Source organism: Vibrio sp. 1CM2L (assembly GCF_023161695.1).
Classification (GTDB): Bacteria; Pseudomonadota; Gammaproteobacteria; order Enterobacterales; family Vibrionaceae; genus Vibrio; species Vibrio coralliirubri.
Genome location: NZ_JALNTT010000003.1, coordinates 416,781 through 443,652 on the forward strand (window position 1 = coordinate 416,781; position 26,872 = coordinate 443,652).

The 26,872-nt window shown below is 45.5% G+C and carries 24 protein-coding genes; 13 read left to right on the top strand and 11 right to left on the bottom strand.

Features of this window, described 5'->3' with window-relative positions:
• Positions 1-15 precede the first annotated feature (15 nt).
• The 6 genes from MSG34_RS11935 to pspF all read right to left on the bottom strand — a co-directional run bounded on the left by MSG34_RS11935 (position 16) and on the right by pspF (position 6,379).
• A complete protein-coding gene (locus MSG34_RS11935) occupies positions 16-798 on the bottom strand; it encodes an ATP-binding cassette domain-containing protein (RefSeq protein ID WP_017060304.1) in 783 nt (260 codons plus the stop codon).
• Positions 795-1,796, bottom strand: a complete 1,002-nt coding sequence (locus MSG34_RS11940) for an oligopeptide/dipeptide ABC transporter ATP-binding protein (protein ID WP_017060305.1) — start codon at positions 1,794-1,796, stop codon at positions 795-797. Before MSG34_RS11940 ends, MSG34_RS11935 begins: the two co-directional genes overlap by 4 nt.
• Entirely contained in the window at positions 1,796-2,683 is an 888-nt protein-coding gene (gene sapC / locus MSG34_RS11945) for a putrescine export ABC transporter permease SapC (RefSeq protein ID WP_017065331.1), read from the bottom strand. Before sapC ends, MSG34_RS11940 begins: the two co-directional genes overlap by 1 nt.
• A complete protein-coding gene (locus MSG34_RS11950; protein ID WP_048614483.1) occupies positions 2,670-3,632 on the bottom strand; it encodes an ABC transporter permease subunit in 963 nt (320 codons plus the stop codon). The genes sapC and MSG34_RS11950 overlap by 14 nt, the downstream gene beginning before the upstream one ends.
• Positions 3,632-5,254 (bottom strand): ABC transporter substrate-binding protein SapA, encoded by a 1,623-nt coding sequence (sapA, locus tag MSG34_RS11955; RefSeq protein ID WP_248337549.1) that lies wholly within the window; start codon positions 5,252-5,254, stop codon positions 3,632-3,634. The genes MSG34_RS11950 and sapA overlap by 1 nt, the downstream gene beginning before the upstream one ends.
• 102 nt (positions 5,255-5,356) lie before the next feature.
• Positions 5,357-6,379: a phage shock protein operon transcriptional activator gene (gene pspF, locus MSG34_RS11960; RefSeq protein WP_248337551.1), complete on the bottom strand. Its 1,023-nt coding sequence runs from the start codon at positions 6,377-6,379 to the stop codon at positions 5,357-5,359.
• Between the two features lie 274 nt (positions 6,380-6,653).
• Between pspF and pspA the strand changes: the two genes are divergently transcribed.
• From pspA to MSG34_RS12005, 9 genes are all read left to right on the top strand, one after another.
• Positions 6,654-7,325, top strand: a complete 672-nt coding sequence (gene pspA, locus MSG34_RS11965) for a phage shock protein PspA (protein ID WP_010440091.1) — start codon at positions 6,654-6,656, stop codon at positions 7,323-7,325.
• A gap of 14 nt (positions 7,326-7,339) precedes the next feature.
• Positions 7,340-7,573, top strand: a complete 234-nt coding sequence (gene pspB / locus MSG34_RS11970; protein WP_004734605.1) for an envelope stress response membrane protein PspB — start codon at positions 7,340-7,342, stop codon at positions 7,571-7,573.
• Entirely contained in the window at positions 7,566-7,952 is a 387-nt protein-coding gene (gene pspC / locus MSG34_RS11975; protein WP_029405576.1) for an envelope stress response membrane protein PspC, read from the top strand. The genes pspB and pspC overlap by 8 nt, the downstream gene beginning before the upstream one ends.
• Before the next feature lie 157 nt (positions 7,953-8,109).
• Positions 8,110-9,144 carry an efflux RND transporter periplasmic adaptor subunit gene (locus MSG34_RS11980; protein WP_248337553.1) on the top strand — a complete coding sequence of 345 codons (1,035 nt, stop codon included), beginning with the start codon at positions 8,110-8,112 and terminating at the stop codon, positions 9,142-9,144.
• A gap of 1 nt (position 9,145) precedes the next feature.
• On the top strand, positions 9,146-10,231 hold the full coding sequence (locus MSG34_RS11985; RefSeq protein ID WP_048614477.1) for an efflux RND transporter periplasmic adaptor subunit: 1,086 nt from the start codon (positions 9,146-9,148) through the stop codon (positions 10,229-10,231).
• Entirely contained in the window at positions 10,224-13,334 is a 3,111-nt protein-coding gene (locus MSG34_RS11990; protein ID WP_061039426.1) for an efflux RND transporter permease subunit, read from the top strand. Before MSG34_RS11985 ends, MSG34_RS11990 begins: the two co-directional genes overlap by 8 nt.
• 78 nt (positions 13,335-13,412) lie before the next feature.
• Positions 13,413-13,979, top strand: a complete 567-nt coding sequence (locus tag MSG34_RS11995; RefSeq protein ID WP_248337555.1) for a DNA-3-methyladenine glycosylase I — start codon at positions 13,413-13,415, stop codon at positions 13,977-13,979.
• A gap of 109 nt (positions 13,980-14,088) precedes the next feature.
• Positions 14,089-15,027, top strand: coding sequence for a winged helix-turn-helix domain-containing protein (locus MSG34_RS12000; protein WP_248337557.1), 939 nt, complete (start codon positions 14,089-14,091; stop codon positions 15,025-15,027).
• Positions 15,018-15,488 carry a hypothetical protein gene (locus tag MSG34_RS12005; RefSeq protein ID WP_248337559.1) on the top strand — a complete coding sequence of 157 codons (471 nt, stop codon included), beginning with the start codon at positions 15,018-15,020 and terminating at the stop codon, positions 15,486-15,488. Before MSG34_RS12000 ends, MSG34_RS12005 begins: the two co-directional genes overlap by 10 nt.
• 86 nt (positions 15,489-15,574) lie before the next feature.
• Here the strand turns inward: MSG34_RS12005 and MSG34_RS12010 are convergent, their stop codons facing one another.
• Both MSG34_RS12010 and cls read right to left on the bottom strand, forming a co-directional pair.
• A complete protein-coding gene (locus MSG34_RS12010; protein ID WP_248337561.1) occupies positions 15,575-16,759 on the bottom strand; it encodes a cystathionine beta-lyase in 1,185 nt (394 codons plus the stop codon).
• A gap of 183 nt (positions 16,760-16,942) precedes the next feature.
• On the bottom strand, positions 16,943-18,397 hold the full coding sequence (gene cls / locus MSG34_RS12015) for a cardiolipin synthase (RefSeq protein WP_048609417.1): 1,455 nt from the start codon (positions 18,395-18,397) through the stop codon (positions 16,943-16,945).
• A 367-nt stretch (positions 18,398-18,764) separates the two neighbouring features.
• Here cls and MSG34_RS12020 point away from each other — a divergent pair, with 367 nt between their 5' ends.
• The 4 genes from MSG34_RS12020 to MSG34_RS12035 all read left to right on the top strand — a co-directional run bounded on the left by MSG34_RS12020 (position 18,765) and on the right by MSG34_RS12035 (position 23,861).
• Positions 18,765-20,198 carry a sodium-dependent transporter gene (locus MSG34_RS12020; RefSeq protein WP_081090249.1) on the top strand — a complete coding sequence of 478 codons (1,434 nt, stop codon included), beginning with the start codon at positions 18,765-18,767 and terminating at the stop codon, positions 20,196-20,198.
• Between the two features lie 207 nt (positions 20,199-20,405).
• Positions 20,406-22,022 (top strand): methyl-accepting chemotaxis protein, encoded by a 1,617-nt coding sequence (locus MSG34_RS12025; RefSeq protein ID WP_248337562.1) that lies wholly within the window; start codon positions 20,406-20,408, stop codon positions 22,020-22,022.
• 178 nt (positions 22,023-22,200) lie between these two features.
• The gene (locus MSG34_RS12030) at positions 22,201-22,899 is read left to right on the top strand and encodes a TIGR01621 family pseudouridine synthase (RefSeq protein WP_048609419.1); all 699 of its coding nucleotides are present in this window, start codon (positions 22,201-22,203) and stop codon (positions 22,897-22,899) included.
• An 8-nt stretch (positions 22,900-22,907) separates the two neighbouring features.
• Entirely contained in the window at positions 22,908-23,861 is a 954-nt protein-coding gene (locus MSG34_RS12035; protein WP_248337564.1) for a class I SAM-dependent methyltransferase, read from the top strand.
• Between the two features lie 76 nt (positions 23,862-23,937).
• Here MSG34_RS12035 and MSG34_RS12040 read toward each other — a convergent pair whose 3' ends face one another.
• Genes MSG34_RS12040 through MSG34_RS12050 form a run of 3 tightly spaced genes read right to left on the bottom strand, consistent with a single transcriptional unit; the run spans position 23,938 to position 26,867 of the window.
• A complete protein-coding gene (locus MSG34_RS12040) occupies positions 23,938-24,561 on the bottom strand; it encodes a CDP-alcohol phosphatidyltransferase family protein (protein ID WP_050645072.1) in 624 nt (207 codons plus the stop codon).
• Complete coding sequence (locus MSG34_RS12045; protein ID WP_248337566.1) at positions 24,551-25,201, bottom strand: ATP-binding cassette domain-containing protein; 651 nt, start codon at positions 25,199-25,201, stop codon at positions 24,551-24,553. The genes MSG34_RS12040 and MSG34_RS12045 overlap by 11 nt, the downstream gene beginning before the upstream one ends.
• Positions 25,167-26,867 (bottom strand): thiamine ABC transporter permease, encoded by a 1,701-nt coding sequence (locus MSG34_RS12050; protein ID WP_248337568.1) that lies wholly within the window; start codon positions 26,865-26,867, stop codon positions 25,167-25,169. Before MSG34_RS12050 ends, MSG34_RS12045 begins: the two co-directional genes overlap by 35 nt.
• Positions 26,868-26,872: the final 5 nt, after the last annotated feature.

Sequence of the window (26,872 nt, forward strand, 5' to 3'; positions counted from 1 at the left end):
TAGCGTGATTACAGATTAGTGGTTCGGCGCTTTGGAGAAATGGCTCTCAACTAATCTTTGGGTGATTTGGTGAGTTGGATTGGTCAACACTTGATCCGTTTCCCCACTCTCAACCACATTGCCTTCGTGCATGACAATGATCTTGTCGGTAATGTGCTTCACAATACCGAGGTGTTGAGATACATAAACGAACGATACGCCCATCTCTTCTTGAAGTTCTAAGAACAGATTGATGATTTGCGAGCGCATTGCCATGTCCAAACCATTTAAAGCTTCATCAGCAACAATGATGGATGGCTGAAGTATTAAGGCACGAGCCAAACAAACCCTCTGTTTTTGGCCCGCTGCAAGCATCTGAGGGTAGAAGTAAGCATGTTCCGGTAGAAGGCCCACGCGCAGTAGTGTGTCTTTCACACGACGCATACGGGCTTCTGGTGGCATATTGGTGTTTCGCTTTAATGGACCTTCAAGAATTCGACCGATCTGAATACGCGGGTTAAGCGATGTGTTGGGATCTTGGAAGATCATTCGAATCAGCTTACAACGAGTCGAGTAGTCTTTGTGTTCTAGCTTTTCGCCATTCACGCGGATTTCGCCTGCGGTTGGTTCAACCATGCCTGCGAGCATTCTTGCTAATGTAGATTTGCCAGAACCATTCTGACCAATAAAACCAATCGTCTGGCCTGCCTCGAGCGAAAAGCTAACTGGCTTCACCGCCTGATGAATCTTTTTACGGAAAAGACCAGAGCGAGTCGTAAAGTCTTTAGACAAATCACTGACTTCTAATAATGCACTCATGATTTCTTTTTCTTCTCCATATTCAGAGGGAAGTGACAGTTAAACTTATGGTTCTTGATGCGTTTAGTGTGTGGGATCTCGACACACTGCCTTTGCGCGTATGGGCAGCGAGGCCCTAATCGACAACCAATAGGAAGATGTTGCAGCGGTGGAATTGACCCTGGCAAAGACTGGAGTTTTTCTTTGTGGGGAATCCAGTCGTTAAAATCTGGCATCGCTTTTAGCAGAGCAACAGTATATGGGTGCTTAGGTGCATCCAACAACTTCGGCGTATCAGCAGATTCTACCGATTGACCACAGTACATCACGGTAATGCGGGTTGCCCATTGGGTAATGGTGGTTAAGTCATGGCCGATCAACACGATGGTGGTGTTATTGATCTGGTTCATACGACTCAACAGACGCAATATTTGAGACTGTGTAATCGGATCTAAATCGTTGGTCGGTTCATCAGCAATCAAGACTTTTGGCTTGGCAGCGATCGCCATTGCGATCATCACTTTTTGACACTCACCATCTGTCAGCTCATAAGAGTAACTGTCCATTAGGCGAGAGTGGTCTTTGATGCCGACTTTGTGCAGTAACGCGATCGCTTGCTTCTTACGCCACTTAAATCGTTGCCACCAACGACCTTCAAACGAATGGGAAGGGATCGCTTCAACGAGTTGGTTGCCTACTTTTTCAGAAGGGTCAAGACAGGTCGATGGCTCTTGGAAGATCATTGCGATATCGCGGGCGATCACTCGGCGCCTTTCTTTCGGCGTCAGTTGCAGTAGGTCGATATTACCTAAGCGCATTCGGTCTGCAGAAACCTTCCAGTTTTCTTTACATACTCCGACGATAGCCTTCGCAACCAAGCTCTTACCTGAGCCTGATTCACCTACTAAGCCACGAATTTCCCCTTCATTGAGGGTAATACTCATTCGATCTACCGCTTTAACCATCCCTTGAGGGGTCTCAATCTCGATGGTTAGATGTCGAATATCAAGTAACGGCATTATTCGATTCCTGCATTTAGCGCTTGGCGAACACCTTCACCGACGAGGTTAATCACGATCACTGTAAACATAATAGCTAAGCCGGGTAGGGTAACTGTCCATGGCGCAAGGTAAATCAACTCGACCGAGTCACCCAAGATTGAGCCCCATTCGGTACTCGGTGCTTGAGCGCCAAGCCCTAGGAAACCCAAGGCCGTGATATCAAGAATTGCGACTGACAGTGCCAGTGTAACTTCAAGTGCGATCACGGTAAGAATGTTCGGAAGGATTGAATTCCAAAGCAGGTAAAAATCGTTCGCACCATCAAGGCGAGAAGCCAGAATATAGTCTTTTTCTACTTCAGCATGCACGGCAATGTACACCGAGCGTATAAAGCGCGGGATCAGTGCCAAGCACAAGGCGAGCAAGATATTAAACTCACCAAAGCCAAGGAATGCCACGAAGATAATCGCCAGCAGAAGAGATGGAATCGACATAACGGTATCAAGCAGGTGGTTTAGTGTGCTTGAAAGTAACCCACGAGTCATACCAGCAAGTACACCAATCAGACAACCAATGACGGCTGCGATAAAGGTAATTACCACTGCGGCGCCAAACGTCAGCTGAGAGCCAATGATCAAGCGAGAGAGAATATCTCGGCCTAAGTCATCCGTACCTAGAAAGTATTCAACCGTTCCCGCTGGATCCCAAGAGGGCGGCGTTAATAGGTGACCGGTTTGTTCTTGAGCATCATGCGGGGCTAGCCAGGGTGAAGTGACGGTGACCAGAATGATAAGCACCAAACACCACAAGCCAAACATAGCCAGATTATTGCTACGGAAGCTGCGCCAGAAACGCTCGAACTGGGTTGGAATCTGTTCTTCTTGGTAGACGTTATTTGTTAGCATACCATTCCTTCCTTACCAGTGGATTGATCATCGCGCCCAGTAGATCGGACATAATGTTGGCGGTTAAAACCAAGGTTGCTACCACAATTACGCCTGCTTGAATTGAAACGTAATCTTGATTCGATAAGGCATCCAATAACCAGCGACCAATGCCCGGCCAGTTAAAGATAGACTCGGTAATAATAGCAAGCGTTAACATACTCGATAGTTGAACGCCGACCTTTGGAATAATCGGAGGTATCGCGTTTCTTAGCACGTGCTGCGTGATGATCTCTCTCGTTGAAAGACCTTTAATTCGTGCTGCACGGATGTAGTTTTGCGTCATTACTTCAGCTACTGACGCTCTCATCAATCGGATGACCTGAGTCGTTGGCGCCAGTGCTAAAACAAGACAAGGCAACGCCATATGCTCGATAACACTTTGTAGTGCGTGCGCACGGTAGCGGCCTTCGGCAAAAAAGGCGTCAATCATCGCGAAGCCAGTCACGTGTTCAATTTCGTAAAGTAGGTCGTATCGGCCACCAACAGGGAACATCTCAAAGTGCAGTGAAAACACCATGATCATCAGTAACGCGACCCAAAATATAGGCGCAGAGTAACCGGCCATTGAGGTGAACGATATGGTGGTATCAACAAACTTACCTTGTCTCATTCCAGCAATGGTGCCGAAAGGGATACCGATGATGAGTGCCAACACAAAGGCAAAGAAGCACAGCTCTAGCGTTGCAGGGAACACCACGACCAATTCATCGATGATAGGAACACCGTGTTTGCTTAGGCCAAAGTTTAGCGTCGATAATTCAGTGATATAGCTAATCCAACCGGGCCAAAAATCTTGAATTGCCCAAGGTGAGGTTTGGTCTAATCGAAGCAGGGAAAAACCCACCAAGGTCAGAATCCCTAGCGTAATAACGAATAAGTTTACACGTCTTAATGTATACCAAAACATCAGTGCACCTCTCTTCTGACTTGATCAAAAGGTTGGGCATTGAAAGGACTTGCTTGAAAGCCTGTTAGCGAACGATCGTGCACGCGAAATTGCACACCATGAGCCAGAGGAATCACAGGAACTTCTTCATTGAGAATGTTTTGGGCTTGTCGGTACAAGTTCACACGGTGCCTTTGTTGATTGATCTCTAATGCTAAGTCGAGAAGGAAATCAAAGTCTGAATTACACCACATCGAGACGTTTAACCCTGCACGTTCAGAGCTGCATGAGAGCAGAGGGCGCAAGAAGTTGTCTGGATCACCGGTATTGCCTATCCAGCCTGTAAGCAACAAGTCTGTTGAGGAAATAGAGGACAACTGTGTGCGGTCAAATCGGTCGTCGGTATAGAGTTTCAATTCAATACCAATATCGGCTAAGTTTGCTTGGATCAGTTCTGCCGTTTTTCTTGGACTTGGATTGTATGCGCGTGGCTCTAGTGGTACCCACATTGAAAGCTCTAACCCAGGCTCAACGCCAGCTTCTTTGAGAAGCGCAACTGCATAGTTTCGGTCGTAGCGAACTTGAACGCTATCTTTTTGGTGAGCCCAAGAAGTAGGAGGAAGTAAAGTGTAGGCTTTGGTTCCTGTACCGTAATACACAGAATCAAGAATGTTCTGACGATTGATGGCTAAATTGAGCGCTTTACGAACTCGAGAATCACGCAGTGCAGGGTGCTCAGTATTCAGCGCGATGAAAGAGACATTAACCGCCGGAGTGGCAGAGATCTTCAACTCTTCATGAGCCTGAATAATAGGGATTTGGCTAGAAATCGGAGAATTGAGCACGTCACACTCACTGCGAAGAAGCTTGGCAAGTGTGCCTGTTCCACGTTGCGAAGTATCGAACACAACTTGGTCCATTTGTACTTCACCCTTCCAGTAGTGCTTGTTCTTTTTCAAGCGCACTAGGTCGTTGATTTGGTATTCATCTAAGTAGAAAGGGCCAGTGCCGACAGGGTTGGAATCGATTCGATTTTTCTCATCCGCAGCAATGAGCTTATTGGCATACTCTTTAGAGTGAATGACTGCATAGCTGGTGGCGATATTGTTGAGAAATGAATTGTCTGGGCGACTTAATTGGAATTTCACTGTTAGGTCGTCGACTGCGGTGATATCGACAATCAGGTTCTTGAAGTCGATTCCGGCAAACCACGGATATAGGCCACCACCCACATAATGAAATGGGTTTGAACTATCAATGACACGTTCAAAGCTAAACACCACATCTTGTGCGTTCATGCTACGAGTAGGGGTGAACCAGTCTGTCGTTTGGAACGCAACATTTGGGCGCAGTTTGAACGTGTACTCTGTACCTGATTTATCAACAGACCAACTTGTCGCCAAGTTCTGTTTTGGTCGGTACGTCATCGGATCAAGAGTGAGCAGTGTATCGAAGATTTGAGGACTCAGCGATTCTGCGGTAATGCCACTATCAACCAGCTGTGGGTTGAAGGTACTAGGATTACCTTGGCCGCAATAAATGAAGCCTTTTTCACGGATTTGCTCGTGATTCACACTCTCACCACATCCAGCGAGAAAGCTCAGCGTGCAGATGCTCAGTGATAGTCTTATTAGTGCTTTCATAAAAAGAAATACTTTTCGAAACGAGGCGTTAGAGGAGCCTCAAGATCCGGACAATTTAACATTTTATTTATTCGGCTCCAAATAATAATCAAGTGTGGACAGCTATTTATCGTTAGCTTGTCCGACAATCGCGTACTTCCTCACCATTCCACGTAATTGGTTGTAGGTTAACCCAAGTAATTCTGCGGCTTGTTTCTGGTTATATTTGCTCTGTTTGAGGGCTTGGTTGAGTAGCTTGATGTCTTGTTGTTCTTGCCATGCTTTGTAATCAAGCGGCAAAGAAAACAAGCTCTCTGATGAAGTATGGCTGTTAGACGGCTCATTGCCAGTTTCCGGAGAGGAATCTTGCTCTGTTTTCCATGCGGGCTTAAATGGGTTAAATACCAAATATTCAATAGGATATGGATCTTTCCCGTGCTGATAGATAGCTCGCTCAATGACGTTTTTGAGCTCTCGTACATTCCCTGGCCAAGAATAATCTAAAAGCGATTCAACGGCAGAAGGGGCAAAGCCAACGAACAACTCCAATTCCAATTCACGACACATCTTAATGGCGTAGTACTCGGCCAGTAGCATGATGTCTTCTTTTCGCTCACGCAAAGGAGGGATAGTAATGACGTCAAACGCCAGTCTATCTAATAGGTCAGCCCTGAATTCGCCCTTTAATGCCATGTCTGGTAAGTCGGCATTGGTTGCACACACCAGTCTTACATTGGCACTTAGCGCCTTTTGCCCACCGACACGTTCATATTGCCCGTATTCAATAACCCGCAATAGCTTCTCTTGAACCGCAAGGGGAGTGGTCGCCAGCTCATCCAGAAACAGTGTACCGCCTTCTGCTCTTTCAAAACGGCCATGATGACGACCTTTCGAACCCGTAAACGACCCTGACTCGTGGCCAAACAGTTCAGAATCAATCAAACCTTCACTGAGGGTTGAGCAGTTCAATGAGATCAAAGGTTGATCCCAACGTCTTGAAAGGTAATGCAGTCTTTGTGCGATGAGCTCTTTACCTGTGCCGCGCTCGCCAATGATCAGAATGGGTCTTTCTATTGGTGCGAGTTGGGATACTTTATCTAAAACAGAGAGAAAGCTAGGTGATTCACCAATGAGGTTCTGCTGCATAGCGCGTCCTTGTATGAATTGATCGCTGGAGATAGTCATGTAAGAGTCGTAGTGGTGAAAAATACCAATACTTGGCTAAATTCATCATAGCATGGTTCGGGTTAATCACCATTTTATTGTAAGTAACTGATAATAAATGGATTAAAAGTTGGCACGCTACTTGGATTACTTATGGTAGGTTTAACAACAAACGTAAATTTTTGAGCAAGTGGATTGATAAAGTCGCACAACGATTTGAAACGCATTTGCCATCATTGTAATTAAGGAGTTCCTCATGGGTATTTTTTCTCGCTTTGCAGACATTGTAAATTCAAACATCAGTGCACTATTAGATAAGGCTGAAGATCCTGAAAAGATGATTCGCCTGATTATCCAAGAAATGGAAGATACGCTGGTTGAGGTTCGTACTAACTCAGCAAAAGCAATCGCAGATAAGAAAGAGTTAGCACGTAAAGTTGAAGCTATCGAAACTCAGATTCTAGATTGGCAAAACAAAGCGACACTCGCACTGACTAAGCAACGTGAAGATCTGGCAAGAGCGGCGCTAATCGAAAAGCAAAAACTTGAAGACATCATCAAGAGCCTTCACACCGAGCAAACTTTGGTTCATGAAACCATCGAAAAGCTAACCAGTGAGATCGGCAAGCTTGAAACCAAAATTGCAGAAACTCGCGCAAAGCAGCAAGCATTAATGATTCGTAATAATGCAGCGAGCAATCGTCGTGATGTTCAAAAACATCTGCATTCAAGCAAAACCAACGAAGCAATGGCGAAGTTTGAACAATTCTCGCGTAAAGTGGATGAATTAGAAGCTGAAGCGGACGTTTACGCTAAGACTGGCAACGCAAAATCTTTAGACCAAGAATTTGCCGAGCTACAAGCTCAAGATGAAATCGAAAAAGAGCTAGCGAAACTGAAGCAACAAGTTGAAAACCGCGATAAATAATTTAGGAGTTGTCTATGTCAACATTTCTAATTGCAGGTCCACTGATTGTCTTTTTAATCTTCGTGGCACCGCTATGGTTATTCTTACATTACCGCAGCAAGAAGAAATCCAGCAATGGTCTTTCTGAAACGGATCTTCAACGTTTGCATAAGCTTTCTGCGCAAGCCGAATCCATGCAAGACCGAGTGAAAACGCTAGAAAAAATACTGGATGCGGAGTCGCCTAACTGGAGACGAAACTATGAGTAGAGAACTGTATCGCGACACGATTAACGGCAAATTGTCTGGTGTGTGTGCAGGGTTAGCGAACTACTTTGGCCTTGAAGTATGGTTGGTTCGCATCTTAGTTATCTCTGCGGCACTGCTGGGTGGTAGCTTTCTGGTGTTATTAGCGTATTTAGCTTTGACATTTATGCTTGAAAAACAACCACCTCATTATGTTGATGAGATGAAAGCCAAGCAGGAGCACACACTCAAGCAAAAGCCTTGGGAAAAAGGGCAAACGGCAGAGTCGTTACTGGGCACTTTAGAGGGTGATTTCCAGAAGTTAGAGACCAGTGTCCGCAACATGGAAGCTTATGTGACCTCCGACACGTTCAAAGTGGACCGGGCATTTAAGAACATGTAACGATAAGTCTAAAAAAGATTAGATAACGGTTTAGGAAAATTTATTCCAAGCCGTTATTTTTTTTAATAATTTTGTCTAAATAAATCTTACGATAACTGGTAAGTTACATGTGATTAATCTATGTTATAAAAATATTTATAGATATGGATGATCACCAATGTATAGAGCCTCCGTTGTCCTATTGACAGCCTTAGCTGGGTTGTCTGGGTGTGGTAAGGAGCTTCCTCCCGTACCTGAACCTGATTCTAGACCCGCCAAACTCTTCACCGTTTCCGTCGGTAGTAATGCCTTTGAACGTAGCTTTCCTGCCACCACTGAAGCGGGTGACAAAGCCGTACTGGCATTTCGTGTTCCAGGGCTACTTCAGACTATCGATGTAACATCTGGTCAAAAGGTCAGTAAAGGTGAAGGGCTTGCAACGCTCAATCCCGACGAATATCAGCTGTTAGAGAAGCAAGCAAGAGCCAACTTTAAGCTTGCTGACGTTCAATACCAACGTTCGATTAAGCTACGTAAAGACCGAGTCGTATCTGAGCAAGATTTCGACCAAGCGAAAGCCAATCACAATTCTGCTAAAGCGATGCTTAATCAAGCCAAAGCAAACCTTCGCTATACCACTCTTGTTGCGCCTTACGATGGAACGATTTCTATTATTCCGGCTGAAAACCATGAATACATTGCGGCTAAACAAGGCGTGATGAACATTCAAACCAATCAAATTCTTAAAGTCGTCTTCTTATTACCCGACCAACTTATTACGCGCTTTTCATCAGGGTTCGAGACAGATGCAACCATGGTTTTTGATGCGTTTCCTGAAAACTCTTACGTTTTAACCTTCCAAGAAGTGGATACCGAAGCCGACCCGAAAACAGGTTCATACAAGGTCACCATGGTAATGGAAAGGCCAACCGATGTGGGTATTTTGCCCGGAATGTCTGGCACGGTAAATCTCGTTTCATCGTTAGCGGCTGCCACCAAAATTCCAACGTCGGCAATGATGACCGACGGAGATGATGTCTCTGTGTGGCGTGTGAATAGCGACGGCATTGTTGAAAATGTTGCCATTGTCATCGATGAAAAACGTCATATAGTCTCTGGATTGAACGATGGCGATCGCATTGTGACTTCTGGCGTCAATGGTCTTGAATCGGGCGTTAAAGTTCGAGAGTGGATCAAGGAAAGGGGGCTATAACATGAAAACACTTAAAGTGGCCGCTGGCCTGTCGTGTTTAGCCTTACTGACAGCTTGTGAAGATAAGCAAGCTGTAGAAGTGAATAACACGCCCTTGGTTAAAGCTATCGAGATTTCAGTCATCGATTTTAGCGACAAACTCTATTTCCCTGCGGTAGCAAATGCGGCTGAGAAAGCTCACCTCAGTTTCCGGGTAGCTGGTGAAATCTTCAAGTTAGATGTGAAAGAAGGTGAACGTGTTTCCAAAGGGGACATCATTGCCGAGCTTGACCCTACCGATTATCAATTGGATGTGGACAATGCTCAAGCGCGTTACACGGTAATCAACAGTCAATACCGACGTTCGAGTCCGCTAGTGAAGAAAGGCTTATTGGCTAAGTCGCAATTCGATGAAATTGCTGCTCAACGCCAGATTGCTTATGCCGAGTTGGAACTGGCGAAACTGCGCTTATCGTTCACCATGCTTCGTGCACCTGTTGATGGGATTATTTCTCGTGTCAGTGTCGACCAATATGAAAATATTCAGGTAGGCCAACAGGTGGTGAACATCCACAGTGTCGAAGATGTTGAGGTCGTTATTCAGCTGCCTGACCAAATCTACGTCAACCAACCGAGCGAACAACTGTTATCGAACGTTGAGGCTGTGGTTAGAGTGCCAAGTGGCAATGAATACACGGCAGGTATTAAGGAGTTCACAACAGAACCGGATCCAAGTACGGGCACGTTTACGGTGACGCTTGCTTTGCCAATGCCTGAAGATGATTTGATTCTGGACGGTATGGCGGTTGAGGTGACTTCAAATGGGCGAGAAATCGGCTTAGAGCTAAAAGCCGGTGTGTTGATTCCAATTGAAGCGGTATTTAATGCCGATGGTGATGATTTAACGCGTCAAAACTCTTATGTATGGGTGCTCAATGACGACAATACCGTCTCGAAACAGCAAGTCGTATTAGGAAAAGCAAATCAGAAAACATTGCAGGTCATGAAAGGACTGGAAATGGGGCAGCATGTCGTTGTTGCAGGCGTATCGCGATTGCGAGATGGGATGACAGTGGAAGTATTGTCTCAGGAGACGAACAATGAGTGAAGTAAATAACAAGCCTCAAAATGACGATCAACAGGGTGATGATCAGATCACAGGTGTTGCTTCTTACTTTATACGTAACAAAGTCATTAGCTGGATGCTATCTCTGATCTTTCTTATTGGTGGTGTTTCTGCGTTCTTCGGTCTGGGGCGTTTAGAAGATCCTGCCTTTACCATCAAAGATGCAATGGTCGTGACCTCATACCCGGGGGCAACGCCTCAGCAGGTGGAAGAAGAAGTTACCTATCCACTAGAGAAAGCGATTCAACAGCTTACCTATGTCGACGAAGTGAACTCTATCTCCAGCCGTGGCCTGTCTCAGGTTACGGTTACGATGAAGAATAATTATGGCCCTGATGATCTTCCGCAAATATGGGATGAGCTTCGCCGAAAAGTGAATGATCTCAAGGTGGAGCTGCCACCCGGGGTCAATGACCCTCAAGTCATCGATGACTTCGGTGACGTTTACGGTATTTTGCTGGCGGTGACGGGGGACGGCTACAGCTATAAAGAGCTACTGGATTACATTGATTACCTAAGGCGAGAGCTCGAGTTGGTCGATGGGGTCAGTAAGGTCTCGGTATCCGGCCAACAACAAGAGCAAGTGTTCATTGAGATATCGATGAAACGGATAAGCTCTCTGGGTCTGTCTCCAAGCACAGTATTTAACCTTTTATCGACTCAAAATATTGTATCAAGTGCTGGTGCGGTCAGAATTGGCGACGAGTACATTCGAATCCATCCAACGGGTGAGTTCCAGAATGTTGAACAGCTTGGTGATTTGATTCTGACAGAAGGTGGCGCTCAAGGTCTCATCTATCTAAAAGATGTGGCGAATGTAACTCGTGGTTATGTTGAAGTGCCAAGTAACATCATTGGCTATAACGGCAAGCTCGCACTTAACCTTGGTGTCTCTTTTGCGCAAGGCGTGAACGTAGTAGCGGTGGGTGAAGCGTTTGACCGAAGACTGGCCGAACTAAAATATCAACAACCCGTCGGTATCGACATCTCCGAGGTTTACAACCAACCCAAAGAGGTAGACAAGTCGGTAAGCGGATTTGTGGTGAGTTTAGGGCAGGCGGTTGCGATCGTAATCGTGGTGTTACTGTTCTTCATGGGACTACGGTCGGGCCTATTGATTGGTTTGATACTGCTATTGACCGTATTCGGTACCTTCATTTTCATGCAGTACTTCAAGATCGACCTACAACGTATTTCACTGGGCGCGTTGGTTATCGCCTTGGGGATGCTGGTGGATAATGCCATTGTGGTGGTGGAAGGGATATTGATCGGCACGCAGAAGGGGCGAACCCGGATGCAGGCCGCCACAGATATCGTAACCCAAACCAAATGGCCGCTACTTGGTGCGACGGTGATTGCGGTGACTGCGTTTGCTCCAATTGGTTTATCTGAAGATTCAACAGGCGAATACTGTGGCACCTTGTTCACGGTGCTACTGATCTCCTTGATGCTGAGTTGGTTTACTGCCATCTCGCTCACACCGTTCTTTGCCGACATGTTCTTTAAAGGTCAGAAGGTCGACCCAGATAACGAAGGTAAGGACCCATACAACGGGATGGTTTTTGTTATCTACAAAAACTTCCTCGAGTTCTGTATGAAGCGTGCTTGGTTAACCATGTTTGTTCTGATTATTGGTTTAGGCGCGAGTGTGTACGGTTTTGGTTTCGTTAAGCAAGCCTTCTTCCCGTCTTCAACCACACCGATGTTCCAAGTGGATGTGTGGATGCCGGAAGGTACCGATATTCGAGCGACCAATACCAAGCTTAAAGTGCTTGAAGGTTGGTTAGCAGAGCAGGACGAAGTTGAGCACATCACGACAACCGCAGGTAAAGGTCTGCAACGTTTCATGCTGACTTATGCGCCAGAGAAAAGTTATAGCGCTTACGGCGAGATAACGGTTCGTGTGAAAAGTTATGAAGTGCTTGAAGGGTTAATGAAGCGCTTCCGTGATCATGTAAATGGTCAGTTCCCAGAGATCGACTACAAGCTTAAACAGATCGAATTAGGTCCTGGTGGCGGTGCGAAAATTGAAGCGCGAATTGTGGGTTCAGATCCAACGGTTTTACGTTCAATCGCTGCTCAAGTGATGGACATCATGCGTGCTGATGAAGGCGCGTTTAACGTTCGTCACGATTGGCGTGAAAGAACTAAGGTATTAGAGCCTCAGTTCAATGAAAGCCAAGCGCGTCGTTATGGTATTACCAAATCTGACGTTGACGATTTCCTAGCAATGTCTTTCTCTGGTAAGTCGATTGGTGTGTATCGTGATGGTACAACGTTGATGCCGATTGTGGCTCGTTTACCTGAAGATGAGCGTGTCGATATTCGTAACATCGAAGGCATGAAGATCTGGAGCCCAGCATTAAGTGAGTACATCCCACTCCAACAAGTAACGTTAGGTTACGAGCTCGAATGGGAAGATCCACTGATCATCCGTAAGAACCGTAAGCGTATGCTGACGGTAATGGCGGATCCTGATCTATTGGGTGAAGAGACGGCCTCAACTCTACAGAAACGCTTACAACCACAGATTGAAGCGATTGAGATGCCGCCGGGTTACTCATTGGAATGGGGTGGTGAATATGAGTCGTCAGCAGATGCACAGGCGTCATTGTTCACAACCATGCCTCTGGGTTACTTGTTCATGTTCTTAATCACTGTGTTCTTGTTTAACTCAGTGAAAGAGCCTCTGATTGTTTGGTTAACGGTTCCATTGGCGTTGATAGGGGTGACGACAGGCTTGTTAGCCTTGAATACACCATTCGGCTTTATGGCGCTGTTGGGCTTCTTGAGTCTATCTGGGATGCTTCTGAAGAATGGTATCGTACTGCTTGATCAAATTGAGATTGAGATGAAATCTGGTAAAGATCCGTATGTCGCGGTTGTTGATGCGGCACTGAGTCGTGTTCGTCCGGTATGTATGGCAGCGATCACCACCATTCTTGGTATGATCCCTCTACTACCGGATATCTTCTTCAAGCCGATGGCAGTAACCATTATGTTTGGTTTGGGCTTTGCGACTGTACTCACGCTAATCGTAGTACCTGTGTTGTATCGTCTATTCCATAAAATTGAAGTGGCTTAACGTCAACTGACTTTTGAAATAATGCCCCTAATTGGGGCATTATTTTTATATACCGATTGTTAAAAAGAGAATACAAAAATGGACGTAAATACATCAGATAGAACGTGTGCATGGGCGCTTAAACATGAGCTTGAAAGGGAGTACCACGACGCAGAGTGGGGCGTGCCTGTTTATGATGACCAAGTTCTGTTTGAGTTCATTACTTTAGAAGGCGCTCAGGCGGGCCTGAGTTGGATTACGATCCTGAAAAAGCGTGAAGGGTATCGTGCCGCGTTCGATAATTACGATCTAAACAAGCTAGCTGAGTTGAATGAAGACAACGTGCCGCACATCATTGAAAACTTCGATGTGGTTAAACACAAGGGCAAGATTGCTTCGGTATACAACAATGCACGAGCAACGCTTGAATTACAGAAAGAGTTCGGCTCTCTTTCTAATGCCTTATGGCAATTTGTCGATAATGAGGTGATCGTGAATCAATGGACTGAGATGTCTCAAGTTCCCGCTTCTACCGAGCAATCTAAAGCGATGAGTAAGTTTTTGAAGAAGAGAGGCTTTAAGTTTGTAGGGGAAACAATCTGTTACGCGTTCATGCAAGCGACAGGCATGGTTAATGACCATACCGTAGGTTGTCCGCACAAATAAAAGTGTTATTTATCGTCGAAAAATAATTGCGTTAATATAGGAAAATTTACTGGTCATTTATAAACTATTCAATATCATATGCAACCAAATTCAAACCTAGAAGACGATAGTGAAACAACAAAGCTACCAAATCTGTGATGCTCTTTATGATCCCTTGCTTAGGCAGTTTGTGCGAGAAGATGGCCACGTAGAAACTATCGCGCCGATAGAAGGTAAGGTGTTTCTGTTCTTACTTGAAAATGCTGGTGAGTGTGTTGAACGAGGCCTGATATTTGATAGGTGCTGGGGTAATGTGATTGTCTCAGAGCAAGCGCTCACTAACGTGATATCTAAGATTAGAAAAACGCTATCACGAGTGACTTGTGGCTGTGCGACGATTCGCACGGTCAGTAAAACGGGCTATTCACTTGAAATCGATGAGTCGATAAAGCCTAGCAAAACTAAAACTGTGCCTTCTCAAGTGACTGCAAAGGCATCTAAATCAAACTCTTCGCCTGTCGAGCCAGAAGTGTTGGCTGAGACTGAAACCTCTACAGACGTTAACACGGCAACGGTCACTGATTCAGAACTCAAGACGTCTTCCTACCAAGAACTGAACTCAGCTGAATTAGAATCTTCAAACTCAAAAAGCAATACGCACCTTGTTAAAGCGGGCTATTTAGTCGCATTGATTTGTGTCGTCGTAACGGCGTTCAACCTTTTCCAAACCTATTATACGCCACTGCCTTATTTTATTGATAAAGCCGAATATCGCGACAGCTACACAGACAATACCAATCACTACTTTTTCCATATTGCGCACAATGAATCCTATTCGTTGCCTGCGATCACTCAAAAGCTAACGGATGCGATACCTAGCCACTGCAACGTTGATGTCTTTGTCCGTATTTACCCATCAGTCGACCAACCCGAAGATGACGCGTTATACATGTTGATTCAAAGGAAAGATGGTGAGGCTCTGAATTATAGTGCTTCGGTTTTCAATGTAGAGTCGTCTTTTGATTCGTTTGCTCAGTACATGGAAAAGAGGAGTTACTTTTGCGACTAATTGGCTTACTCATTCTTTGTGCAATCGCCGCTTCGAGCTTCTTGTTAGAGCAAAACGAATTAGCAGGTACTCGATGGCACTGTAAAACGATCAAAACGGATTTCTTATCTCAGGCGTTCCAACCATATCAAGTACTGTACGAGCGCATAAGCCTTACTTTTCAGTCTGACCATACTTTTAGCATTAGAGAGTTTGTGACGATTACTGAACAAGACGGTAACGAGAGTACGATGGAAAACCTTTATTCCGGCTACTACGGACTGGATGGAAACAATCTGTCGATGAGTATCCTTGATGTGAGAACGGCGACGCCTTTTCATGATCCCGTTATCAATCAGGATTACAGTGAGTATAAAGGGGTGACGATTGACTACGCTATTGCAGTGAAGGATCAGTCTTTGTATATGTTCAATGAACATCGAACTGAAATATTTAATTGGGCGTGTTTTAACGTTCATTAGCTTTTTAAAGCTATGTGTCTAATACGCTAATCTGAAAAAGGCAGGAATATCCTGCCTTTTTGGTCTGAGTCTGTTAACGCTTTAAATTAAACGAGGGCGTTGTAACGCTCTAACCCGGCTTCTAGGTCTGCAATCAGATCATCAACGTCTTCTAAACCGATATGAACGCGAATCAAGGTACCTTCGAAGTTAGGGTTCGCTACTGTTCTTAGGCTATCAAAGCTGTTCGGTTCGTTCGCTAGAATCAAGCTCTCAAAGCCGCCCCATGAGTAACCCATACTAAAGTGCGTCATACCATCAAGTAGCGCTGTGGTTGCTTTTGTGTTGGAGTTTTTCAGTACGAAAGAGAACAAGCCATTACCGCCCGTAAAATCTCGTTTAAAGAACTCATGGCCAGGACAAGACTCTAGTGCTGGGTGACGAACATGGTCAACCTCAGGGCGAGTCTCTAACCATTTTGCGACTTTCAAGCTGCTTTCTGCGTGTTGGCGTAGGCGAACATCAAGAGTACGAATACCACGTAGGCCGAGGTAAGCGTCATCTGGCGAAACACATTGCCCCATCAGATAGCTCTGTTCTCTTAGTTGGTCCCAACATTTTTCATTGGCTACCGCTGTCCCTAGCATCACATCAGAGTGACCAACGATGTACTTAGTCGCTGCTTGGATAGAGATATCAACACCGAAGTCAAACGGTGAGAAGTTCACACCGGCTGCCCATGTGTTGTCTAACATAACGATGATGTCATGTTCATGAGCAATACGCGCAAGCGTTGGAATGTCTTGAACTTCCATGGTGACTGAACCCGGAGATTCGGTAAACAGAACCTTAGTGTTTGGCTTAATAAGGTCTTGGATGCCTTCACCAATCGTTGGCTCGTAGTAAGTCGTCTCGACTCCCATCTTTTTCATGATGGTGTCACAGAAATCACGCGTCGGTTCGTAGCAGGTATCGACCATCAGAATATGGTCATCAGTTTCTACAAAAGAGAGGATGGCATTAGAAATAGCGGCCGTACCACAAGGGTAGAGCGCACAGCCAGCGCCGCCTTCCACTTCAACCATGGCATCTTGGAAAGCGAAATGAGTATTGGTTCCACGACGTCCGTAAAAAAGCGTTTTGTTGGCGCGATTAATCGTAGCCTTGCGCTTTTCTTCTACTGAGTTGAACACGACAGTTGAAGCGCGCTGTACTGGTGGGTTAACGACACCATTGGTCCACTTCTTATCACGACCTGCAGTGATCAGCTTAGTGGTTTTGTTCTCGGACATGCTGTGAATTCCTTATCAATCGGTTATGTCCTATTTAAAACATGCCAATAGCCTTCAAAGCAAGAGTGAAGCGGGAGTTTTTATGCTTTTCTTTCTCTTTTTAACCTTTCACGTCGTTTATCGTGAAAGGTTAAAAATCAGATAGGCAGTGAGAGATGAGTCGGCATGGACCCATTGATTGGATTACAGCAGTGGATTGAACAGATAGAACAACCTTTCGAAGAAGCGGTTACGCAGATTTCTCTGCTCCCACTGCTCGAGTTCTACTGGGTGCGATGACTTGATGTAAGATTGCTGAAGTTCAGATAGCTGCTGAGTGAAGTGCACATCGTCAACGGCTAGCGTCACTTCGAAATTAAGCCATAAGCTGCGCATGTCGATATTGACCGTTCCGATTAAACAGAACTCTTCATCAATCACCACTGACTTGGTGTGAAGAAGCCCGCCGTAAAATTCGTAAATCTTCACGCCAGCTTCAAGCAGTTCAGTATAAAACGCGCGCGAAGCCCACTTAACCATCAATGAATCGTTGTTGTGTGGGATGATCAGTTCTACGTTTACACCGCGTTGCGCTGTCATTTTGAGTGTTTCTAATAAATCGGCACTCGGTACAAAGTAGGGTGTAGTGATACGAACGGAATGGTTTGCCTGATTAATCGCAATGGTCAGAACTTGTAGGATCAAATATTCCGGCATGCCCGGGCCTGATGGTACTACCTGAACTGGATGATGCGTCATTACCTCTTCAACCGGACACTCTGGTAAATCAGGAAGGATTCGTTCACCTGTTTCCACTTCCCAATCCCAACCATGAATGGCTGACAGCACATTAACGGTAGGGCCAGTTACACGAACCATTACGTCAATCCACTGACCCACACCTGAGCTCTGTTTGAAGTGAGCAGGATCAACCATGTTCATTGAGCCGGTATAGGCAATGGTTTCATCAATGACGATGATCTTACGGTGCTGTCTTAGATCTAGGCGGCGTATTAAAATACGCCAAGGGCTAACCTCTAGTGCTTGTACAACTTGCACACCGGCGTCTTTCATCATTGAACGCCAGTGGCTTTTGAAAAAGCGCGGGCTACCTGCAGAATCAAGCAAGACTTTAACATCCACACCACGTTTCGCAGCTCGAATGAGTGCGGAAGCAACCGAATCCGTTAAGCCTCCAGGGTGCCAAATATAGAAAACCATCTTGATACTGGTTTGGGCATTTTCTATATCTTCGATAATTGCGTGTAAGATCTCATTGGGAGACGCTTGCAGTGAAAGTGTGTTTCCGCTGAGTGCAGGAATGCCCATCCGATTATTACAAAGTTCATCGATCTTGTGGATAGGGGAGCCGACCTTTCCTGGTAGGTGGAGCTGGCAATCATCTAGTTTTCGGAACCAATCACCAAACGGAGTAAACATACGGTGAGCGCGCTCAGCCCTTTTTCTGCCTAGGTTTAGCTCTCCGAAAAGGAAGTAACAAGCGACACCTACAATTGGGATAATGTAGATAACCATCAACCACGCGAGAGAAACGCTGACAGAGCGTCGTTTTAGCACGACACGGAAAGTCACACCGGCTACAAGCACCCAGTATAAAGCGACAGAAGCTAAAGTTAAAAAATGGTAGAGCTTTTCCACATTGAATACTCGAAAAAAGAGACACTTAGATAGTAATGCTATTTTGCGGATATGGGAATTTAAGGAATCAACTATTTACAAATTAGAGCTAAAGCTGTAAACAGGTTATAGTTGTTAAGTTTTGGTTAACTTAAGACGAAAACGATTGTTTTGTATGAAAAGGCGGCATTTAACCATAAAAATTTACATTGGTAACGAAATATGTACGGTTCGGGCTTCCAATTTTATTCTTAAACTGGTTTACTTGCCAGATAACGAGCGTCAATCAAATCTTTTAGGTGTGTAAATTTTTTTATACGCCTTATCTTTTAAAGACGCCACCCAAAGCAAAACACAACATCACATAACACAAAAGTTTGGAGTACACGTGGCTACTAGTAATACAACCACAACACCCCGCGATACCTGGGGTTCGAAGTTAGGATTCGTAATGGCTGCAGCAGGTTCTGCTGTTGGTCTAGGTAACATTTGGAAATTCCCTTACACAGCAGGCGAAAGTGGCGGCGGTGCATTCGTTGCAATTTACCTATTTTTTGTAATTTTCATCGGTTTCAGTGTAATGCTGACTGAATTTGCGATTGGCCGTCATACGCAAAAATCAGCAGTAGGTGCATTCAAAACAACTGACCGTCGTTGGACGTTCGCTGGTGTTATCGGCGTAGTCAGTGGTCTACTTATCATGGGTTTCTACCCTGTAGTAGGTGGCTGGTCTATCGCATACATCGGTAAGATTGCTGGTGGTCTACTAGATGCACCTGAAGCAATCGGTGACAGCTTCGGTGGCTTTATCTCAAACCCAGTTCAACCACTTATGTGGATGGGCCTATACCTACTACTTAACATTGTTATTGTTATGAAGGGTATCTCTGGTGGTATTGAGAAAGCGGGTAAGATCCTGATGCCACTTCTTTTCATTATCCTTATCGTGGTATCAATCAAAGGCATCATGCTTCCGGGCGCGATGGCTGGTCTTGAATTCCTATTCAGCCCTGATTTCTCTAAAGTAGACAGCGGTGTAATCCTAGCTGCACTAGGTCAAGCATTCTTCTCACTATCTCTTGGTATGGGTTGTATGTTGACTTACGGTTCTTACCTTAAGAAGAAAGAGAACCTAGTTCAAACTACGGCTATGGTTACAGCTATGGATACAGGTGTTGCTATCCTAGCTGGTGTTGCAATGTTCCCTGCAATGTTCGCATTCGGTATGGAACCTGCAGCTGGTCCTGGTCTAGTATTCGTTGTTGTTCCTCAGCTATTTGCTGAAATGGGCGGCGTAGTTGGTCTTCTATTCGCTCTAATGTTCTTCGTTGGTCTAAGTGTTGCGGCACTGACTTCTTCAGTATCTCTACTAGAAGTTGTGGTTTCTTACCTAATCGATGAGAAAGGCATGAAGCGTGTGACTGCAGTACTGTCTGCAAGTGTAGTAATGGCGATTCTATGTATCTTCGCTTCTCTATCACTTGGTGGCTTCGGTCCTACACTGTTCGGTACTGGCGCATTCGATATCTTCGACCTACTAACTGATAAGATCTTCCTAGCCGTTGGCGGTATGTTGGTATGTATCTTCGCTGGTTGGAGACTAAACCGTGCAGACCTTGAGAAAGAAATCACTAACGACGGTGAAGTATCTTTCCCTCTATTCGGTCTATGGTACACACTAGTTAAGTACATCATCCCAGTAGCTATCGCTATCGTAGCGTTCATGGGTATCTCTTCTGGCTTCGACAGTGGTAAAGGTGCAATCATGCTACTAGGTATTGGTATTATTGCTGGTTCTGCGCTTATCTCTAAGAAGCTATAGTTCTAAGAAACCATAATTCTTAGAAGCTAGAATCGCGAGTTAAAGTAAGTTAAGAAACGGGAGCCATTGGCTCCCGTTTTTTTATGTCCAAAACTTAATTATTGATGGAAAATAAATGTCGTCTATTCACTCAAGTTATCCGTGCGCTAGCCGATATATTGAATATTAAAGGTTTTCTAAGCCGTATTTTATTTAGGTAGGTGTTGTATGAAATTATCGGTGAGAAAGAAACTGTATGCCGGTTTTGGCTCTATATTGGCGGTGCTTGTCACGTTAGTCAGTATTGTATGGATAGAGGTTATTGGCGCTCATAAAAGTGCTGATGAGATCAGAATGGACGATGTACCGGGCACTGTTACCTATCTTGTTTTGATAGATGAAGCTGGGGATGTCTACCGAGATGCGTTGGGTGCGATCATTCAGGTTGATAACGCGCTGAACGATTATCGAACCAATAAGAACGAATTTGCCCAAGCAATCGAGCAGGCGAAGCGGTTGGAGAGTAGAGGTTCGGAAGACCACCGCCGTATTCAGCGAATTGAAGACCTGATGGGGCGTTTCACTCAAGAGTTTGAATCAAAGCTTGTGCCAAAGATCAATGATGAAGCTGCGCTACTAGCCAACATTCAACAGCTACGATCTTTGTATGAGAGCAACCTTATCCCTATTGAGAACTTGCTGGATCAAGCATCAGCAAGTGAACGCGCAGATACAGAACAGTCACTACTGACACTAACCGATACGTTTACTACCATCGAGCGCACCATCATGGTGTTGTCTGCTATTGCGATAGTCTTTGGTTGTGTGATTGCGTACGTATTGTCTAGCTCTATAACCAACCGCCTGACTCGTGTTGAACAAGTAGCACGACGTGTTGCAAATGGTGACCTAACGGCAGGCGATATTATTGATGACTCTGGTGATGAATTGGCTGAGCTTGCTAAGTCGATTAACCAGATGCAGAAATCGCTAGTAGACCTACTAGGTTCTATCTCGTCTGTGACTCATCAAGTTCAATCTGTGACAGGGGAGCTCTCTTCTATTAGCCAAGACATCGTTACTGGTGCATCAGCTCAAGCAGACAAAGCTAACTTGATTGCAACTGCTGCTGAAGAGCTAAGTTTGACCATTTCTGAAGTGGCTCAACAAGGTACTTCTACTTATGAAGAAGCGCGTCGCTCTGAAACGTCTGCAGAAGATGGCCGCAACGTGATTGTTGAGATGGTGGCGAGTATTCAACAAGTGTCGACTCAAATGAGTGACATGTCGCTACAGATGAACACGCTGGGTTCTCATGGTGAGCAGATTGGTAGCGTTATCAAGGTAATCGAAGACATTGCTGAGCAAACCAACCTGTTAGCTCTTAACGCTGCAATTGAAGCGGCACGTGCTGGCGAATTTGGTCGTGGTTTTGCTGTGGTAGCCGATGAAGTGCGAGCGCTAGCAGAAAGAACAACCAAAGCGACACAAGAAGTCTCGGGTATCATTCAATCTATTCAATCGGGCACTCAAGAAGCGGTGACTTCCACCCAAGACAACTGTCGTTTAGTTGAGATTGGCGTCGAGCAAAGCTCAGGCGCTGTTTCTGCGCTAGAAGCGATTGTAAGTGGTGCAGGCAATGTACAAAGCATGGTCAACTCTATTGCAACTGCGGCAGAAGAACAGACGGCTGTGACCAAAGAAATTGCAGCGGACATTACCGCGATTAGCGATATCTCTGAGCAATCTCTGCAGCTAGCAACTCGTAGCTCTGAAAATACATCAGGCTTGAACGCTAAGGTTGCTGAGCTAGAAGCATTAGTCGGTAAGTTTAAACTGGCGTAAAGCGGTGGTTTGGTTCTATTTGCCTATTGGTAATCGAGTAAAGACCAAGCACTGATTGCTACTTGCTGAAAAGAAGCCCAACGATTCAATGTTTATTGAGTGAGTTGGGCTTTTTCGTAGCTGGAATCTGGGTTCAGACGCGGTATACTCCACGTTCTACAATGGAGCTAGCCTTTACATGTTCGATATTCTTCTGAACCACTCTGATTTTTTACTTATCAATAAGCATCCTGGAGTCAGCGTCCACAAAGACGATGGCGATACCATGTTGCTTCAAGAAGTTGCTAAGGCAATTAATGAGCCTAAGCTGTATCTCGTTCATCGACTTGATAAAATGACCTCGGGCATTCTGCTGTTGGCAAAAAATGCGTCGGCAGCGAGCGAGCTTTCACAGCTATTTGCAAAGCGTGAAGTAGAGAAATACTACCTTGCGATCGGTTCTAAGAAGCCAAAGAAAAAGCAAGGTTTGATCTCAGGAGACATGGAGCGCTCACGACGCTCAAGTTGGAAACTTCTGACATCCAAAGAGAACCCTGCGATTACTCAGTTTTTATCAGCAACGGCTGAACCCGGTGAGCGTCTGCTGTTATGCAAACCCTATACGGGGCGAACTCACCAGATCCGTGTCGCGATGAAGTCGATCGGCTCAGCCATTGTTGGTGACCCTATTTATAATCCATCGAGTGAGGCTGACAGAGGTTATCTGCATGCCTTTGCGATTCGATTTACCTATCAATCACAAGCCTACGAATATGTCTGTGACCCAAGGAGCTTAGACTCTTTGGGAGAGAAGTGGCATCAAGAAACCGTGTCGAACGGTTTGGACAGTTGGCTTGAACCTTGGTCATTAACTTGGCCAAAGCTAAACACTAAGTGAGTGAAATAATGGAAGCATCAGCTTTACCTCTGTTTTTTAATCATATTGAACAGCAACTTAATGAAGTACCAAACGAGCTACGCCGTATTTTCCACGGCCGCGGTAAGTTTTGGCCTGGTCTAGAGCAACTGACATGTGATTGGGTTGATGGACAGCTACTGGTTAACGTGTTTAAAGAAGTAGACGACGAATTCTTGTCATCTCTAAAAGCTGGATTGGTTGAACTCACCAACAAAGATATCTGGCAATCAAAGCAGGGCACAAGCATTGTTCTGCAACACCGTTATGCTGATGGCGCGCCTTCAGAGGTTCTATGGGGCGAGTTGAATGATTCTCCGGTTGTGGTTGAGCACGGTCTTAAGTACCAATTAGACATTGGCCGTAATCAGAACTTCGGTTTGTTCCTAGACATGCGTAATGGTCGTCAGTGGGTACAAGATAATGCCAAGGATAAGAACGTTCTTAACCTGTTCGCATACACTTGTGGTTTCTCTGTCGCGGCTATCGCTGGTGGCGCTCGTCAATGTATGAACGTGGACATGTCTCGCGGCTCACTAAATAAAGGCCGCGATAACCACCGTCTGAATGATCACGATATGCGCTCGGTTAACTTCCTTGGCTACGATATTTTTAAGTCGTGGGGAAAAATCAAGAAGGGCGGCCCTTACGAGCTCGTTATCATCGATCCGCCTTCGTTCCAAAAAGGCAGCTTTGCTCTAACCAAAGATTACAAAAAGATCTTACGTCGTTTGCCTGAACTTCTAACTGAAGGCGGTGAGGTGATTGCGTGTGTGAACTCACCAGCAGTCTCACCAAACTTCCTGATTGAGACGATGGCAGAAGAAGCACCAAGCGTTGAATTCATTGAGCGTCTGGACAACCCGCCTGAGTTTGTCGATGTCGACCTTGATTCAAGCCTGAAGGTTCTGAGATTTAAAATTAGCGCTTCTGCAGATGCCTAATTGGCTTCAAGTATTAGCTAGAATATAACAACGCCGCTCATTTGAGCGGCGTTTTTGTCTATGAGGAATCTCGACACTAATATTCGGTGGTTTGATTCTTGAGAGTCTGGAAACCAAAATAAATACGCATGAACGTGGTTAGCCAACAAGCTGCACCAAAGGTGTAAGCGATAACCGCAAAGTGTTGAGGCCAAATACAGAAAGCAATGAAACAAGCGATGGTTTCAGTGCCTTCGGTTAGCCCTGACATGTAGTACAGAGACTTATGCTTATAGACTGGGTTTTCAATGCCTCGCTTGCCTGCCATAACCGCAAACGCTAAAAAGCTGCTGCCTGTGCCGATAAAAGAGAAGATCAAAAATGCACCGGCAATGGCGTTATGTTCTGGGTTGGCAATGACAAATCCAAAAGGGATCAACGAGTAGAATAGGAAATCTAGGCTGATATCGAGGAAACCGCCCGCATCACTAATGCCTTGGATTCGAGCCAAGGCTCCATCAAGCCCGTCGCAAACCCTGTTAAATACAATAAACCCCAACGCCCATTCGTATTGCTGAAATGCTAACGCTGGAAATGCTAAACACCCAACCAGAAATCCGAATAACGTGGTTTGATTGGCAGTGATACCCAATTGGTTCAGTAACTTAGCCGATTGATTTAATGGCCACTTAATGACCTTAATGGAGTACTTATCCAGCATGGTTACTTCTCCATGGCCAAGACAGCACTTCTGCCCCTTGAGGTACATCGGCTTCGTCGTGCGTGACCATTAATGTTGGGATATTCGCTTTGGTCAGCTGTTCAAACACCCAATCGCGAAATTGTGCTCTTAATTCTTGGTCCAGTTTGCTGAACGGTTCGTCGAGCAGGGCTAGCTTAGGCTTGGCTAACAACATACGAGTTAAGCTTATTCTTGCGCGTTGACCACCAGATATTTGATCCGGGAAAGACTCTGCCAAGTGAGTTAATTCAATGTCTTTTAGCGCAGCCATTGCTTGCTGTTGACGAGCGGAGCCCTTAATTGAATTAGGCAGAGAGAACGCCAAGTTCTCCCATACTTTGAGGTGCGGAAACAACAAGTCATCTTGAAACAAAATACCGACTTCACGCTGATGTGAAGGCAAGTCGTCTAACTGAATATCGTTCAATACAACGGTGCCAGAATACGAAAATTCTTCACTTAAGTGACCAGCAATCGCATCCAGCAAGGTCGACTTTCCGCAGCCACTCGGCCCCATCAAAGCCAGTATTTGGCCCGATTCTAATGTTACGTTTAGCGCTGAGAACAGCGAATCCCCATCGGTTTTACGGATGGCGAGGTCGTTGAGGTACAGACTCATTACTTAGGAAACCTTTAAAAGTAAGACGGCGATATCTAAGTTGAAGTCGGCTGACTAATATCGCTAAAGAGAAAAAGAACAGAGGCAATAGAGCCTGCCAAATGGCATAGATTGCTGTCACCCTGCGGTCGAAACCGCTGGTTAGGGCAACGGCTTCTGTGGTGATCGTGCTAATACGGCCCGCGCCGAGCATCAAGGTGGGTAAGTACTGAGCCAAACTCACACTGATTCCGACCGCCCAAGCAAAGGCAATCGCAGGAAGTAAGATTGGTAGTTTGATTGAATACCAACTCTGAAATGGCGATTTACCTAGGCTCAGCGATGCTTTAATCAACCCATCATTGAAGCTTTTCCATGGGCCGTCCAAAGACAGATACACAAACGGGAAAGCAAAGAAAACATGCGCCCAAATCACCCAGAACTCATAGGCACTACTGCCGATGTAGAGGGTCGTGACCTGCATACCAAACAACACCGAGAGCTGTGGTATCAACATTGGAATAGCGATAATGAAGCCCGGAACTTGCCACTTGTATTTGATTCTGTATTCGTGAGCAACTAGCGCAAGTAGCAGAGCGACTGAAGCAGCAATCAGACCAATCCATAAGCTTTGACCAACGGTGCTCATGATGCCATCCCACTCGAGCTCCCAGAAGCGCATGCTGTAGCGGCTCGGCAGTAAATCAGGGAAACGCCAACGCTGAGCAACACTCCAAATTACCATTAAAGGAATGATCAGCAATGAAAGGCTAGCAAGCACTGTGAATACTGTTTTCCCCGGCAAGTTAGCCCCTGTTCTTCCTGAATACTGCCAAGTTCGAAAGTACTTAAGAATTGCCCATTCAACTAAACGCGCCAAGGCGATGATCAACGAAGCTAAACCAAATAAAACGATGGCACCAGCAGCAGCTCGCGGGAGTAGGTTGAGGTCAGGATCGTTGAACCATTGCCATACCAAAACGGCAAAGGTTGGCGGGTTGGTTGGGCCTATGATCAGAGCAATATCGACAACCGAGACACTGTAAGCGAGTACCGCTAGCATTGGGAAACGAAGCTTAGTAAACCATTGTGGGAAAATACATTTCCACCAGATCTGAGCGCGGCTGTAACCGAGTGATGCACTGACCTTGGTGATACGCTCTACATCAATTTGCTGAAGTATCGAAATGCTCATCAGCAATAAGAAGGGGACTTCTTTGAGTGCGAGCATAATGATTAAGCCGAACGCGTATGGGTCTTTTACCAATAACGCCAATTCAGAGCTCGTTGCCGATTCGCCGAGCAAGTGATGTACGGCTCTTGCGCCAAGCCCCGTTGGGCTAAACAGAAAAGCAAAGCCGATAGCGAAAGCCACATGTGGAATGGCAAGCATTGGCGATAGCGTTAACTCAATCTTTCTCCAAAACTTGTTTCCCCAAGAGGCTTGAAGAATACAAAAGGTCAGGAAGCAGGCGATATAGCTGCTTGCAATTGCTGAACCTAGGCTTAAGCCAATAGAGTGCCAAGCCCCTTCCCATTGAAAGACTTGGCTAAAGCCGTTGAGCGTTGGCTCCTCTAAACCAAGGGGCGGGATGAAACTCAGTGACGAAGCCACGACTCCCGCTACCCCAGGAATGGTTGGGATAATGCATACAGCTATAACAACAAAATATAGAGCGCGTAGCATGAAGA